Annotated in this window: 10 protein-coding genes and 3 tRNA genes; 4 read left to right on the plus strand and 9 right to left on the minus strand. The window is 63.5% G+C overall.

The features are described 5' to 3' along the window. Positions 1 to 18: 18 nt before the first annotated feature. Positions 19 to 1932, minus strand: a complete 1914-nt coding sequence (locus ACGYLO_RS13495; protein ID WP_271689611.1) for a monovalent cation:proton antiporter-2 (CPA2) family protein — start codon at positions 1930 to 1932, stop codon at positions 19 to 21. 18 nt (positions 1933 to 1950) lie between these two features. After that, the gene (locus tag ACGYLO_RS13500) at positions 1951 to 2406 is read right to left on the minus strand and encodes an Lrp/AsnC family transcriptional regulator (protein ID WP_271689612.1); all 456 of its coding nucleotides are present in this window, start codon (positions 2404 to 2406) and stop codon (positions 1951 to 1953) included. A 137-nt stretch (positions 2407 to 2543) separates the two neighbouring features. On the opposite strand from ACGYLO_RS13500, the gene hppD reads away from it, so the two are divergent. Next, positions 2544 to 3638 (plus strand): 4-hydroxyphenylpyruvate dioxygenase, encoded by a 1095-nt coding sequence (gene hppD / locus ACGYLO_RS13505; protein ID WP_271689613.1) that lies wholly within the window; start codon positions 2544 to 2546, stop codon positions 3636 to 3638. 62 nt (positions 3639 to 3700) lie between these two features. Here hppD and ACGYLO_RS13510 read toward each other — a convergent pair whose 3' ends face one another. Beyond that, complete coding sequence (locus ACGYLO_RS13510; RefSeq protein WP_271689614.1) at positions 3701 to 6508, minus strand: hypothetical protein; 2808 nt, start codon at positions 6506 to 6508, stop codon at positions 3701 to 3703. 151 nt (positions 6509 to 6659) lie between these two features. Here ACGYLO_RS13510 and ACGYLO_RS13515 point away from each other — a divergent pair, with 151 nt between their 5' ends. Then, positions 6660 to 7361, plus strand: a complete 702-nt coding sequence (locus ACGYLO_RS13515; protein ID WP_271689615.1) for an SIMPL domain-containing protein — start codon at positions 6660 to 6662, stop codon at positions 7359 to 7361. Positions 7362 to 7412: 51 nt separating this feature from the next. Here ACGYLO_RS13515 and ACGYLO_RS13520 read toward each other — a convergent pair whose 3' ends face one another. After that, positions 7413 to 8705 (minus strand): O-acetylhomoserine aminocarboxypropyltransferase/cysteine synthase family protein, encoded by a 1293-nt coding sequence (locus ACGYLO_RS13520; RefSeq protein ID WP_271689616.1) that lies wholly within the window; start codon positions 8703 to 8705, stop codon positions 7413 to 7415. Between the two features lie 76 nt (positions 8706 to 8781). Beyond that, positions 8782 to 9786, minus strand: coding sequence for a hypothetical protein (locus ACGYLO_RS13525; RefSeq protein ID WP_276154439.1), 1005 nt, complete (start codon positions 9784 to 9786; stop codon positions 8782 to 8784). A gap of 92 nt (positions 9787 to 9878) precedes the next feature. Between ACGYLO_RS13525 and ACGYLO_RS13530 the strand changes: the two genes are divergently transcribed. Beyond that, positions 9879 to 10454, plus strand: coding sequence for a hypothetical protein (locus ACGYLO_RS13530; RefSeq protein WP_271689618.1), 576 nt, complete (start codon positions 9879 to 9881; stop codon positions 10452 to 10454). Positions 10455 to 10696: 242 nt separating this feature from the next. Here the strand turns inward: ACGYLO_RS13530 and ACGYLO_RS13535 are convergent. Then, positions 10697 to 10780: transfer RNA gene (locus ACGYLO_RS13535), tRNA-Tyr, on the minus strand. 113 nt (positions 10781 to 10893) lie between these two features. Here ACGYLO_RS13535 and rlmB point away from each other — a divergent pair. Next, positions 10894 to 11670, plus strand: a complete 777-nt coding sequence (gene rlmB, locus ACGYLO_RS13540; protein ID WP_271689619.1) for a 23S rRNA (guanosine(2251)-2'-O)-methyltransferase RlmB — start codon at positions 10894 to 10896, stop codon at positions 11668 to 11670. Between the two features lie 250 nt (positions 11671 to 11920). On the opposite strand, the gene ACGYLO_RS13545 is transcribed toward rlmB, so the two are convergent. The 3 genes from ACGYLO_RS13545 to ctaD all read right to left on the minus strand — a co-directional run bounded on the left by ACGYLO_RS13545 (position 11921) and on the right by ctaD (position 14118). Beyond that, a tRNA-Gly gene (locus tag ACGYLO_RS13545) sits at positions 11921 to 11995 on the minus strand. Positions 11996 to 12150: 155 nt separating this feature from the next. Further along, positions 12151 to 12225, minus strand: a tRNA-Gly gene (locus ACGYLO_RS13550). 219 nt (positions 12226 to 12444) lie between these two features. Next, a complete protein-coding gene (gene ctaD, locus ACGYLO_RS13555) occupies positions 12445 to 14118 on the minus strand; it encodes a cytochrome c oxidase subunit I (protein ID WP_067261244.1) in 1674 nt (557 codons plus the stop codon). Between the last annotated feature and the right edge of the window lie 79 nt (positions 14119 to 14197).

Consider the following 14197-nt stretch of genomic DNA (forward strand, 5'->3'; position numbering starts at 1 on the left):
CGAAAGGGGCTGCCCGGTTCAGGCGCTTTCCTTGCCCTTGTCCTCGCCAAGGTTGAGAAAGGCGGTCTCCAACTCCTTTTGCAATTCCTTGGCGCGGGCCACATAGGCGGCGTTCTGCGAGGGCGGCACATCGGGCCGCCAAAGCGCCGCCAATTCCCGGACCGAGACCCGGTCGTGGGCGTAGAAAAGCTTTTGTGCCTCATTGGCCTCGAAATCCGAAAGCCCCATGTTTTCCAACACATAGCGCCCGGCCCGAAGTGAGCTGTCGAACATTTCGCGCACGATGTCATTCGACCCGGCCTGATAGTGGCGGTAGACCTCCTCCCGGTCGCGCGCGCGGCTGACGATATGCAGGTTCGGGTTCTCTTTGCGCGCGTAGGAGATCAGAGAGACCGCCGATTTAGGGTCATCAAGGGCCACCACCAAGACGCTGGCCTCTTGCAGCCCCGCTTTGCGCAGGATGTCGGGCCGCGTCGGATCGCCCAGAAACCCCTTAAAGCCAAAGCGCCGCATGACGGCAATGGTCTCGGGGTTGTGGTCCAGCACGACGGTTTGAAATCCGCTGGCTTGGACCATCCGGTTCACCATCTGGCCAAAGCGCCCGACGCCCGCGATGATCACCGGGCCGCTGCTGTCGATCTCATCGGCGATGACGGGACCGCCGTCGTCAAGGCGTCGGCTGATCAGGTCGTGCAGGATGAAAAGCAGCGGCGTGATCAGCATGGTTAGGGCCACGACCAGCAAAAGCGTTTCGCCAATCGGGTCGGGCATGACGCCGGTGGCGAGGGAAAAGCTGACCAGCACAAAACCAAATTCCCCGGCCTGCGCCAGCGCCAGCGTGAAAAGCCAACCGTCGCGGCCTTTGAGGCGGAAGAGGCGGCCCAGTACCATCAGGATCAGCGCTTTGACGATGATGACCAACAGCGCCATGCAGATCAGGATGAGCGGTTTTTCGAATAGCAGGACAAAGTTGATACCCGCCCCCACGGTGATGAAAAACAGCCCCAAAAGCAGCCCCTTGAAGGGTTCGAGGTCGGTTTCCAACTCGTGGCGGAACTCGCTGCTGGCCAGCACCACGCCCGCCAGAAAGGCGCCGAGGGCGGGCGACAAGCCGACCACGGTCATCAGCGAGGAAATCCCCACCACGATCAGCAGCGCCAATGCGGTGTACATCTCGCGCAGCTTGGCGAGGTGGATGTAGCGGAACACCGGACGGGTCAGGTAAATGCCCACGAGGATGATCGCGGCCACGGCCCCGATCGTGACCAGCGTAACGCCCCAGCCCGGCAGGCTTTGCACGAAGGTCTGCGCGGCATGGGCGACCTCTCCGGCGTGGCTGCCCTCGGCCCCGTGATGGGCATTCTCCACCGCCTGCGGGTCGAGCGAGATGGACCCATCGGGCAAAAGCCCGCCCGGAATGCCCGTGGCCAGCAGCGGCAGGAAGGCGAGAATGGGGATCACCGCAATATCCTGCGTCAGCAGGACAGAGAAAACGGAGCGCCCCCCTTGGGTTCGCATCAGCCCCTTTTCCGATAGGGTTTGCAACACGATGGCCGTCGAAGACAGCGCCAGCGTCAGCCCGATTGCTAGCGCCACGCGCCACGGCTGGTCGTAAGTCATGGCGATGGCCATGAGCGCCGCGGTCGACAGCAGCACTTGCAAGCCCCCCAAGCCCAGCAGACGGTGGCGCATGTCCCAAAGCGCGCGCGGCTCCAACTCCAGCCCGATCAGGAAGAGCATCATCACAACGCCGAATTCCGCGAAATGCTGCACGTCCTTCGTCTCGGACCCGACAAGGCCCAGCACCGGCCCGATCAGAATGCCCGCCGCCAGATAGCCCAGCACCGACCCCAGCCCCAATCGCGCGGCGATGGGCACCGCAATCACCGCGGCGGCCAGATAGACGGAGGCTTGGAACAGGAAACCTTCCATTGCGGTCCTCTTTCAGCGTCAGGTGGGCAGCGGCCCGTCCTGTTTCAATTGATCCATGACAATCTGGCTATGCACCCGGCTCACGGCCTGATGGGGCAGAAGAACGTCGTGAATGAGCCGGTTCAGGCTCGGCAGATCGTCACAATAGACCCTCAGGAGGTAGTCCGCATCCCCCGTCATCGTCCAAGCGCTCACAATCTCGGGACGGGTGGCCATGAGCCGGGCAAAGCTTGCCGAATGTTCCGGCCCGTGGGTGCCTAGATGGACCTGCACGAAGCCCTGCACGTTCAGCCCCATGCGCACCGGATCAAGCCGCGCGTGATAGCCGCGAATGTAGCCTTCCGCCTCCAACCGCTGACGCCTGCGCCCGGCTTGGCTGGGGGAGAGGTTCAGCTCTTGCCCCAACTCCTGCGCCGTGAGGTGGGCGTTCTTTTGCAGCGCCGTTAGCAGCCGCCTGTCGATCTCATCGAGCATGATGCGCGTTCTCCGCATGGTTTGGAGGTAATATGCGTCACTTCCGCGAAATTGACCAGTTGAATGCTGCGATACGCGCAATTCGCGCGGCGGTTGCTGCGTAGACTGGGGCAAATCCCAAAGCAGAGGAGACTGACATGGGCCCTTTCCCGCATGACGCCCCGAAATCGCAGATCACGGCAGAGAACCCCGCCGGCACCGATGGTTTCGAGTTTGTCGAATTTGCCAGCCCCGACCCACAGGCGCTGCGCGATGTCTTCACCAAAATGGGCTATGCCCATGTCGCCAACCACAAGACCAAGAAGATAGAGCTTTGGCAGCAGGGCGACATTACCTATGTCCTGAACCACGACCCCGCGAGCTTTGCCGCGCGTTTTGTCGAAAAACACGGCCCTTGCGCCCCCTCGATGGGCTGGCGCGTGGTGGATGCGCAAAAGGCGCTGGAGCACGCGGTAGCGAATGGCGCCGAGGAGTATAAAGGCGATGGCAAGGTGCTCGACGTGCCCGCGATCATGGGCATCGGTGGCTCGCTGATCTATTTCATCGACCAGTATTACGACACCTCGCCCTATAACTGGGAATACGACTGGATCGCCAAATCGAAACCCGAAGGCGTGGGGTTCTACTACCTCGACCACCTGACGCACAACGTCCACAAGGGCAATATGGACGTCTGGTTCAAGTTCTACGGCGACCTGTTCAACTTCCGCGAAATCCGCTTCTTCGACATTGAGGGCAAATATACGGGGCTTACTAGCCGCGCGCTGACCTCGCCCTGCGGGCGCATCCGCATCCCGATCAACGAAGACCGGGGCGAGACCGGCCAGATCGTGGCCTATCTCAAGAAATACAACGGCGAGGGCATCCAGCATATCGCCGTCGGCGCGCGCAACATCTATGACGCCACCGATGCGATTGCCGACAATGGGCTGAAGTTCATGCCCGGGCCGCCCGAGACCTATTACAAGATGTCGAAAGAGCGGGTGACCGGCCACGAAGAGCCGCTGGACCGCATGCAGAAACACGGCATCCTGATCGACGGCGAAGGCGTGGTCGACGGGGGCGAGACGCGCATCCTGTTGCAGATTTTCTCGAAAACCGTGATCGGGCCGATCTTCTTTGAGTTCATCGAACGCAAGGGCGACGACGGTTTTGGTGAGGGCAACTTCAAGGCGCTCTTTGAATCGATCGAGCAAGAGCAGATCGACAATGGTGAGCTTGAGGCCACCTAGTCAGAAGTACATCCGGGGGAGGGAAAAGGGGCGCTGCGGCGTCCCTTTTTATGTGGTGAGACCTAGTTCGGCATCTTCAGCACGACATTCCGACCCCGGCGCACATAGCGCAACTCGCTATCGCCAATGGCCGAGACGCGGCCCCCGTCGATCCGGTCGCCGACCTCAACCTTTTGATAGCGCCCGTTGCTGAGCCGAACCAGAGCGCGGCGGTTCGAGGGCTTGCCATAGACGCCGATCAGATTGACGTCGCGCAGGTTGATCGCATTCTTCACCGTGGCCTGTTTCGCCACGGAGGTTTTCGATGGAAAGCGGGGCTGCACGGCCTTGGGTGCCACGCTCGCGACCTGCGCAGGCGCAGCCCGGCGGGCGGCGCGTTTCACGATCCGGTCGAAATTGCGGGGCCGGGTATCGGGGCGGCGCGACTGGGTTGTGGCCTGTTTCGTCGCGTTCTGGGTTGCGGGCGGCGTGGCGAGGGCGGCGGCGACCGCGCCACTGGTGTCGATGGGGGCAACCTCGGGCTCAGGCGTGGCAGCGGCGAGCGCTTCCTGAGCGATTTCTTGAACGGATTTGGGCCGCAGTTGCGGGCGCAGATCGGCCAATTCGGACCGTGTCAGCCCGCCAAGCTGGGAGCGTTCGGTCGTCTCTGCCAAATCGTCGGGGCGCAGACGGGGCCGGGCCTCGGCCAAGGCACTGTCGACCTCGGGCTCAGCCGGTTCGGCTTCTGGCCGGGTCAGAGTGGCGGGGGGCTGCACGGCGGGGCGTCCGAGGTAGACCAGATGGCCATCGGGGCTAAGCGCCCCCTGCGCCGTGGGTTTGACCAAGCCGCGCGCGTCCAGCGCAAAGCGTGTGCCCGCCGCCGCCGGAGAGCTGACCGCGCCGGGGGCAATGTCGGTGCCGAACCCATCGGCGGGCGGCAGGGCCACGGCATCCGTCGTGCTGCTGATCGGGTCGATGCTGGTGAGGTAGAGATCGTCGATATCAATTGCCGCTGCCGGGGCCGGGGGCACGTCCGGGGCGCGGGCCCAGATGCCGGTGGTGGCATATTTGGCGTCGATCTCGGCCTCGGTCATCTCTGACAGGGGGCGCGGCTCAGGGTCACGCAGCGCGTCGAGGACGGCACCGTCTTCGTCGGTCAGACCGGCGTCCAAGGCGGCGGTTTCGATCGCGTCGGGCTCTGCCGGTTCAGGGGGCAGTACGGCGATGTCCTTCTCGATTTCAGGGGTTTCCGCAGGGGCCAAGGCTTCGGCGGTGCTGCGCGGGCTGCGGTCGCCAAAGAGCCGCGAAAGCGCGCTGCCCTCGTCGAGGAAGATTGAGGCCCAAGCCGCGACACCGGCCAAGAAGACCAAAAGCGCCGCCGTCAGGATCAGGCCAAGGAAACGCGGCTTGCCACCGACTTCGTTCCGGCGGCGCGCGCCGAAAACGGTCATCCGCTCGGCCTCTGTTGCCGGGCTGGCCGCGGCGGGGCTGGCAGGGGCGGTCCGGCGGTCTTTCGACGCTTTCGGTTTGCGGCGGCTGAGGAAGGTGCCGGTGGAGGTGGTCGCCTCGGGCGTCAGCGAGCTGCTGTCGGGCTGGGGGGCTGCAGCCTCTGTCGCGGCGGCGGCTGTGGCCGGTTCGACGGGCATCTGCGGCGCAAGCGGGGCCGCGGCGGGCGAAGGTGCGCCGACGGGCAGGGAGGCTGTGCTGGGGGCGGGCGCGGGCGTCGGTTCCGTTTTGGCGGCAGGCGGGGGCGGGGGTGCCTCCCGGCTCGCGCCGCCAAGGCTGGGCGCGTTGTCTGACCCGCCACGGCGGCTTGCAAAACCGGCGGCAGGGGCGCTGCGCGAGGCCGGTGCGGAGAAATCAACCTTGCGCGAAGGCTCGGGCTGCGGCGTGGCCTGCGTGCTTGCCGCCGCCGCGAGGGGGGCTGCGGATGCCGCAACGCTGCCCGTGGGGGCGGGCGGCGCGTCCGCCTCCGTCTCTTCCGGTTCCTCGCTTGGCGCGGGGGTCTCCAACGCGGGCAGGTCTTCTGCCAACGGCGGTGGGGTTTCCTCTGGAGTGGGGGCCAGTTCGGCCTCTGCCGGGTCTTCCGTCGCCTCCGTTTCCGCCGCAGCGTCCAAGGCGGGCAGGTCTTCGTCCAAGGGCGGTGGCGTGTCTTTGGGGGTCGGCTCCAACGTGGGGGAGGCTTCCGAAGCGCCTTCGGTCGACCCCAAATCCGGCAGGTCTTCCTCTACCGGCGGCGGGGTCTCCTCCGGCGTCGGGGCAAGCTCAGGCTCGGCGACGGGGTTCGTCTCATCCGTGTCCACGACCGGCCCTTCGGGCGCGTTTATCACGCCGGAAATCACGATGGGAGCCGTCTCAGGCTCCACGGTTTCGCCGGGTTCCAGCAGGTCTGACGCGGCTTTCGTCATGCCGAAATGCGGCGCGCCCTCGAAATTTTCATTGGCCGGGGCGGCGGCAAAGCTGACCGGGTGGAAACGGTGCTCCACCGCGAAGGCCTCGGCTTCGTCCAAGGTCTCGCGGGCCACGGCGGCCACATGGCTCTGCCCGCCATCGGCATGCACGTCGAACACCAGATCGGAAACCGGATAGGGCGTGGCCCCCTCCAGCGCCTCTGCCGCTGCCGCACGGCGGGCGGCGGGGTCCATATCCGGCGTGTCGAGGGTGAGGTATTTGATCTGCGCGTCGGGGATCAACAGCAGGCTGCGCAGCCCGCCCGGCTCCAACGCCGTGGCAGTTTTGCGCAAGACCGCCAGTTCCGCCGCCAGATCGGCACTGTCGAGCGCCACTTCACCAACAAGCTGCCATCCGCCCGATGTGCGGTGGAGCAAACGAATGCCGTCGAACGACAGGGAGAGGGTAAAATTCGGCTTCATCGCGGTCGACTTTAGCATGGGGTCGGGCGCACTTACAGACGCGCCGCAGTCATGGCGAAGGATAGAGCAGGAGTTCGCCCAAGGGAAGGGTGCGCACCGTGCGGGTGCTTGTCAGAACCGGGCCGCGATGGGCAAATGGCGGCGCATTGATGCACGGAAAGGAACGAACATGCGACTGATGAATTGGGTGGCGCTGGCGTGGATGGCGGGGGCCGGATTGGTCTCGGCCCAGCAGGGACCGGAAGAGGGGATTATCGTCACGGGCCAAGGCACCATCGCCGCCGCGCCCGACATGGCAACGATCACTCTGGGCGTGACCGAAGAGGCCGAAACCGCCAAGGCCGCGATGGACGGGGTGAATGCCGCCGTAAGCGCGATCCTGACCCAGCTTGATGCGCAGGGCGTCGCGGCGAAGGACCGTCAGACCAGCCGTTTCTACCTGCGCCCGGTGCATGACAACCGCGCGCATAAGGACGGCCAGCCGCCGCGGATCACTGGCTATCAGGCGGGTAACTCCGTCGCCGTCAAGGTGCGCGATCTCGACCGCTTGGGCGCGATGATGGATGCGGTGATCGACGAGGGCGCGAATGATTTCAACGGCTTGGACTTCGGTCTTCAAGACCCGAAAGATGCGCTGGCCGAGGCACGCAAAGCCGCCGTTGCGGATGCCACCGAACGCGCGCGGCAGTTGGCCGAAGCCGCGGGGGTGAAGCTGGGCACGCTGATCCGTATGACCGAAAACTCCCACGCGCAGCCCAAGATGTTCGAATCCGCTCGTATGGGGATGGCGATGGACAGCGCCGTGGCCGAAGGCGAAGTTGAGGTGCGGGCGCAGGTCTCGATGACCTTTGCCATTGCCCCTGGGCAGTAAGTTGCCGCAGATGGAAAACCCCCGCCGAGGTGATCGGCGGGGGAAGGTGGTTTAGCTGGTCGCCTTGGTCAGTGCCTGATCGAGATCGGCGATCAGATCGTCGGCGTCCTCGGTCCCGATGGAGATGCGCACGACGCCCGGACCGGCCCCTGCCGCTTCCTGCTGCTCTGCCGTCAGTTGCCGGTGGGTGGTGGAGGCCGAGTGAATGATCAGCGAGCGCGTATCGCCCAAGTTCGCCACATGGCTAAAGATCTCAAGGCTGTTGACCAGTTTCACACAGGCGTCATAGCCGCCCTTGACCGCAAAGGTGAAAAGCCCGCCCGCGCCCTTGGGACAGACCTTTTGCATCCGCTCGTGATAGGGCGAGGATTTCAGTCCGGCATAGGTAACATACCCAACTCGGTCGTCCTGTTCGAGCCATTCCGCCACCTTCACCGCGTTTTGCACATGCCGCTCCATGCGCAGCGACAGGGTCTCGATCCCCATCAGTGTGTAATGGGCTGCCTGCGGGTTCATCGTCATCCCCAAGTCGCGCAGCCCGATGGCGATGCCGTGGAAGGTGAAGGCCATGGGGCCGAAGGTCTCGTGGAACTTCATCCCGTGATAGGCTTCCTCAGGCTGGCTGAGCGAGGGGAATTTGTCATTCGCGGACCAGTCGAATTTGCCCGAATCCACGACGCAGCCGCCCATGACGGTGCCGTTGCCGGTGAGGTATTTGGTGGTGGAATGCACCACCAGCGTCGCGCCATGCTCAATCGGGCGGCAGAGGTAGGGTGTGGCGCTGGTGTTGTCGATGATCAGCGGAATGCCCGCCGCATCTGCCACATCCGCAATAGCGCGCACATCCATGATATAGCCGCCGGGGTTTGCGATGGCCTCACCAAAGACCGCGCGGGTGTCGTCGTCGATCGCATCGGCCACGGCCTGCGGATCGTCGAAATCGACAAACTTGCAGGACCAGCCGAACCGCTTGATCGTATGGCTGAACTGCGTGACCGTGCCACCATAAAGACGGGTGGAGGCGACGATATTCTTGCCCGGCCCCATCAGCGGGAACAGCGCCATGATCTGCGCCGCATGCCCCGATGAGCAGCAGACCGCGCCGACACCGCCTTCGAGCGTGGCGATCCGCTCTTGCAGGACCGCGTTGGTGGGGTTGGTCAGGCGCGAATAGATATAGCCGACTTCCTCAAGGTTGAACAAAGCCGCCGCGTGATCGGCATCGCGAAAGACATAGGCTGTGGTCTGATAGATCGGCGTCTGCCGCGCGCCGGTGGCCGGGTCGGGGTTGGCGCCTGCGTGGATTTGCAGCGTGTCGAAATGTGGGGTGGGGCTGTCGGCCATTGGTCTGTCCTCTCAGAAAATGGTTCTCGCGCAGCCTAGGCGCAAAGACCCGTCCAGACAACGGGGCAGGCGGGGCTCAGCGCATCCAGAAACCGTTTGATTTGATCCGGTTGCGGATCGCCTGTTCGCGGCGGGGCAGGTTGTCTTGATCGAAAAGCGCGCGCACCTTGGCCCCCCGGCCCTGATAAACCATCCGCTTGATCGCATCGCGCTGCTTGAGCAGCTTTTTCATTCGGTTGGGGGCGGTGATGGCCTCTAGCACCTCGATCGCATGATCGCTCTCTCGCGCGTAGAGCAGGGGCAGAAAACGATAGTGGCAGGAGACCGTGCCATCCAGCAGACCAGCGGGCAGGGCGTCCCGCCCGCCGCCAAGGGCGTGGATCACCAGCGGCAGCACGATTTGGTCGAGCCAAGGGTCAAAGCTCTGCGCGCAAAGCTCGACCGGAGGATCGTCGCGCACCACAAGTGCGTAGCGCAGAAAGAGATCACCGAATTCCCGTGGACAGCGGTAGTAGAAGAACCCTGCGTTAAAATAGAGATAACGCCGCCAATATTCATCCGGTTGGCTCAGGTCGAGGCTGCTGGCGAAGTCGAGGCCGAACTTGTCGTAAAGCGACTTCCACAATGCGCTATAGCCCGGCCCGTAAAGCTGCGGCTTGGGCCATGTGCCCTCGCGTTTGAGAGAGGCCGAGGGGCGGTCAAAATCAAACGGCACCGCCGCCAGATCGCCGGTGATCAGCGTATCGGTGTCAAAGAAAACAAAGGGTTCGCCCGCGGGCAGGGCGCTGAGCATTTCGATCTTATTGCCATTGGGGTAGGCGCTGCCGAAATGCTGATTGTCAAAGGGGACGAACTCCGCCCCAAGCTCGCTCAGCGCCTCGCGCAGGGCGCTGTCGGTGATGCGCGGGTCACTGTCCCAAAGCGGGCCGGGCTGCGGCTCGGCGATCAGCAGGCGGCCTTGGAACTCCGGGCAGGAATGGCGCAGGGAGGCAGCGAAAAGCAGCGCCTCATAGGCCAGCCGCCCCTCTTGGCCCACGATGACGACGTTGAAAATTTGCGGGATACGCGAATTGCGTGTCATACTTAACTGCGGCCTTTGGTTTTCGGCCAGTATAGGGGCAGGGCTCTGTCGGCAAAAGCCAGCAATTTGAGCGGTCTGCGAAAGGGGTTCGAATGTTCGATTTTGTCTTTGCCGTGATCGCGATCAGCTTGGGCGGCCCCTCTGCGCCTTCGGACGGGGTAGGCCGACCGGATGCGCCGATGACGGTGCAGGCTCCGGCACGCCCCGCAGCCCCGGCCAGCCCGGCGGCGCCCCCGGCGCCCGCGGCCCCGCCGCCTGCGTTCTACATGGATGCCGTGCCCCCCGGCTTGGTCGCCGAAGACCAGACACCCACGGGCCGTTTCACCACCGCCGCAGAGGTGCGTCCGATCCTGAACGCCACCCGCGGCAATTGGATCGCCGTGCGGGAGTATGATGGGCGAGACTTCCTCTATGTGACCCACCTGTGGAGCTGGCGCTGCGGGCTGGCCGCCATGGCAATCGCGGTGAACGACGCGCCGATGCGGAACCTGCCGATGCCGCCCTGTCACGATTCATCGCCGACGCCGAATGCGATTCTGGAGGGGGATCCGCAGCCTTACCTGACGTTCGATCTCGGGTCAGTTGAGAGGATTCGGGTTCAACTGGTTTACGACGATTTGGGAATGGCGCTTGAGGGGTTTTTGCGGAGCGATGTGTTGATCCCGTGATGGCCATCGGGCCCGACATTGATTGGTCGCCACGAGCGCGCCTTAACTGCGCATACGAACTATCGCGAGGGGGGAGAAAGTGGTGGGCGACCCTGGAATCGAACCAGGCGTGCGTCTCCGCGAGGGAGCCGCAGGCGGGCCCTGACACATGGCTATTTCGCGCAGGATCGATCCGGGGGATCGATCGGTGGCCATCCGCTCAGCGCCAGCATGTTACGATGTCTGAAAATAGAGGGAGAAAGTGGTGGGCGACCCTGGAATCGAACCAGGCGTGCGTCTCCGCGAGGGAGTTACAGTCCCCTGCCACACCTTGCGGCCTGTCGCCCACTTTGTCCCGGTGCATTGCACCTGACGTGGGGGCGTGATTACAAGCGAGCCAAAGAAGCGTCAAGGCGAATTCCTGAGAAATCTTGGGGAAATCGCACGAAAGGATAAAGAGATGAAGAAACCCAAATGGGTCGTGCAAAAAGAGCAGGACAAGAAGGCCGAAGCGGCGCAAACGGTCTGGCTGTTCGGCCTGCATGCGGTGCGCGATGCGCTGATGAACCCGCGGCGTGAAAAATTGCAGTTGATGGTCACGCCGAACGCGCAGGCGAAGCTGGAAGAGGCCATCGCCGAGGCGGGAATCACGCCGCAGGTCGTGGACCCACGCAAGTTCCGCCCGCCGCTCGATCCAAACTCGGTCCACCAAGGTGCCGTTTTGGAGGTGAAGCCGCTGAACTGGGGCCGATTGGAAGATGTGGCCATCGGTGATTCCGCGCCGCGGCTTTTGCTGCTCGACCGGGTGACCGATCCGCATAACGTCGGCGCGATTCTACGCTCTGCCGAAGTGCTTGGCGCCTCGGCGGTCATCGGCACCAAACACCATTCCGCGCCTGAGACCGGGGCGCTGGCCAAAACCGCCAGCGGTGCGCTGGAGCGCCAGCCCTATCTGAGGGTCCGCAACCTTGCCGATGCCATCCGGGCCTTGCAGGAGATGGGCTATCTTGTGCTGGGGCTTGATGGCGAGGCGACGCAGACCATCGAGGAAACCGTCGAAGGCCGCCGTGACCGCCCCGTGGCGCTTGTTCTGGGGGCCGAGGGGCCGGGGCTGCGGGAGAAGACCCGCGAGACCGTAGACGCGCTAGTGCGGATTGATGCGGTGGGCGGATTCGGCTCGCTCAACGTCTCTAACGCGGCGGCCATCGCGCTTTATGCCAGCCGGGTTGGCGGCTGAGAATCGGCAAGAACTGGCTCAAATGCGAGCAGGGGGCAGGGCGGCCGGGCCCGGCCCCTTTGAAAACGGCCAAGGCTTCCTAAATTTAAGACTGACCGCAGGCCCGGAACGCCTGCCGGCCACCTACTGTCCCTCGTTCCGTACCTTACGCCCCGTGTTCGTCATGGGGCGTTTTTTTATGTAGGGCTAGATACACAAAAGCCGCCCCTAAGGGCGGCTTTGCGTTTCCTACGGGGTGGTAGGATCAACCTGGAGCGGGCGAGGCGATTCGAACGCCCGACCCTAACCTTGGCAAGGTTATGCTCTACCCCTGAGCTACGCCCGCATCCGGTTGGTGAGGGGGGAATACCCATTCCCGCAGGGGGCTGCAAGGGGGAAATGAAGTGATCTAAGCGTCGCGCGGCAATTTTTTTCGCGGTGGTTTTGGGGGCGAAAAACACAAAGGGCCGCATCCAAAGATGCGACCCTGTGAAGTCCAGATGGAGCGGGCGAGGCGATTCGAACGCCCGACCCTAACCTTGGCAAGGTTATGCTCTACCCCTGAGCTACGCCCGCTTACCGTCTGGTGAAGGCGAGATACCTATTGGGGCGGGGGGCTTCAAGAGGGAAATGTGGTTTTTGGCGGAAAAATTTGCGTAAGGCGGGGGCTCTGCCCCCGGACCCCCGAGGGTATTTGAGAAAGGATGAAGTTGGAGGGGAGGGGCGGCTGTCAGAGGAGTGGGGGCAAAAGAAAAGGCCCCGCGGGAGAGCGGGGCCTTTGTGGTTTGGGTCAGCTTAGTGGCTGTGCTGCTTGTCCCAGTCTTCCTGTTTCGGAAGCTGCTCGAAGGTGTGTTCGGGCGGCGGGCTGGGCAGGGTCCATTCCAGCGTATCCGCGAATTCGTTCCACGGGTTGTTTGCTGTGGAGCGCGCGCCGCGGGTCAGCGTGTAGGCCATCACCCCGAAGAAGAAGAGGAAGGAGGCGAAGCTGAGGAAGGCGCCGATCGAGGACCACTGGTTCCAGTAGGCGAATGCCTCAGGATAGTCGATGTAGCGGCGCGGCATGCCCTGACGGCCCAGGAAGTGCTGCGGGAAGAAGGTCAGGTTTGCACCGATGAACATCGCCCAGAAGTGCAGTTTGCCGGCCCATTCGGGGTACATGCGGCCCGTCATCTTGGGCAGGTAGAAGTAGATGCCCGCGAAGATGGCGAAGACGGCGCCGAGCGACATCACGTAGTGGAAGTGCGCCACGACGTAGTAGGTGTCATGGTAGGCGCGGTCCACGGCGGCCTGGCTCAGCACGATGCCGGTGACGCCACCGACGGTGAAGAGGAACAGGAAGCCAAAGGCCCAGAGCATCGGTGTTTTGAACTCGATCGAGCCGCCCCACATAGTGGCGATCCAGCTGAAGACCTTCACCCCCGTTGGCACCGCGATGACCATGGTGGCCAGCATGAAGTAGGCCTGCTGGTTCAGGGTCATGCCCACGGTGTACATGTGGTGCGCCCAGACGACGAAGCCCAATGCGCCGATCGCGATGATCGCCCAGACCATCGGCAGGTAGCCGAAGACCGGTTTGCGCGAGAAGGTCGCGATGACGTGGGAGATGATGCCGAAGCCGGGCAGGATGATGATGTAGACTTCGGGGTGGCCGAAGAACCACAGGATGTGCTGGTAGAGGATCGGGTCACCGCCGCCTGCGGGGTCGAAGAAGGCGAAGCCGAAGTTGCGGTCCATCAAGAGCATGGTGATCGCGCCCGCCAAAACCGGCAGGGACAGGAGGATCAGCCAGCTTGTGACGAAGATCGACCAAGCGAAGAGCGGCACTTTGAACAGGGTCATGCCGGGGGCACGCATGTTCAGGAAGGTGGTGATCATGTTGATCGCGCCGAGGATCGAGGAGGCACCGGAGACGTGCACCGCGAAGATCGCGAAGTCCATCGACATGCCCGCTTCGCGCACCGAAAGCGGCGGGTAGAGTACCCAGCCCACCCCGGAGCCGAGCTGGCCGTTGCCACCGGGTGTCAGCAGCGAGCAGACCGCGAGGGTGGTGCCCGCGACATAGAGCCAGAAGCTGAGGTTGTTCATCCGCGGGAAGGCCATGTCCGGCGCGCCGATTTGCAGCGGCATGAAGTAGTTGCCGAAACCGCCGAAGAGCGCGGGAATCACGACGAAGAACATCATCAGGATGCCGTGGCCGGTGATCAGCACGTTCCACAGGTGGCCGTTTGGCGTACAGGCGGCAGAGCTATCCGCGATGAAACGCGCGCCTTCCATACACATGTATTGAACGCCCGGATCCATGAGCTCGAGGCGCATGTAGACGGTGAATGCCACCGAAATAAGACCGACCAAGGCCGAGACGATCAGGTACAGAATACCGATGTCTTTGTGGTTGGTGGACATGAACCACCGGGTAAAGAACCCCCGGTCGTCGTGATGATCTTGGCCGTGAATGGCTGCGTCTGCCATGCGGTGCCTCCTGCAAATGAATTGGACACATGGCGCCATAGGCGGCACATGCGGTGTCGCGCCCGTTTTAGAGCGACCG

The sequence above is a fragment of the Sulfitobacter sp. 1A13353 genome, from assembly GCF_043557255.1.
Classification (GTDB): Bacteria; Pseudomonadota; Alphaproteobacteria; order Rhodobacterales; family Rhodobacteraceae; genus Sulfitobacter; species Sulfitobacter faviae.

Coding starts and splice junctions, on each gene's coding strand:
- ACGYLO_RS13510 (WP_271689614.1), bottom strand. CDS start 6,508: ATGCTAAAGTCGACCGCGATGAAGCCGAATTTTACCCTCTCCCTGTCG.
- ACGYLO_RS13520 (WP_271689616.1), bottom strand. CDS start 8,705: ATGGCCGACAGCCCCACCCCACATTTCGACACGCTGCAAATCCACGCA.
- ACGYLO_RS13525 (WP_276154439.1), bottom strand. CDS start 9,786: ATGACACGCAATTCGCGTATCCCGCAAATTTTCAACGTCGTCATCGTG.
- ctaD (WP_067261244.1), bottom strand. CDS start 14,118: ATGGCAGACGCAGCCATTCACGGCCAAGATCATCACGACGACCGGGGG.
- ACGYLO_RS13530 (WP_271689618.1), top strand. CDS start 9,879: ATGTTCGATTTTGTCTTTGCCGTGATCGCGATCAGCTTGGGCGGCCCC.
- ACGYLO_RS13500 (WP_271689612.1), bottom strand. CDS start 2,406: ATGCTCGATGAGATCGACAGGCGGCTGCTAACGGCGCTGCAAAAGAAC.
- hppD (WP_271689613.1), top strand. CDS start 2,544: ATGGGCCCTTTCCCGCATGACGCCCCGAAATCGCAGATCACGGCAGAG.
- ACGYLO_RS13495 (WP_271689611.1), bottom strand. CDS start 1,932: ATGGAAGGTTTCCTGTTCCAAGCCTCCGTCTATCTGGCCGCCGCGGTG.
- ACGYLO_RS13515 (WP_271689615.1), top strand. CDS start 6,660: ATGCGACTGATGAATTGGGTGGCGCTGGCGTGGATGGCGGGGGCCGGA.
- rlmB (WP_271689619.1), top strand. CDS start 10,894: ATGAAGAAACCCAAATGGGTCGTGCAAAAAGAGCAGGACAAGAAGGCC.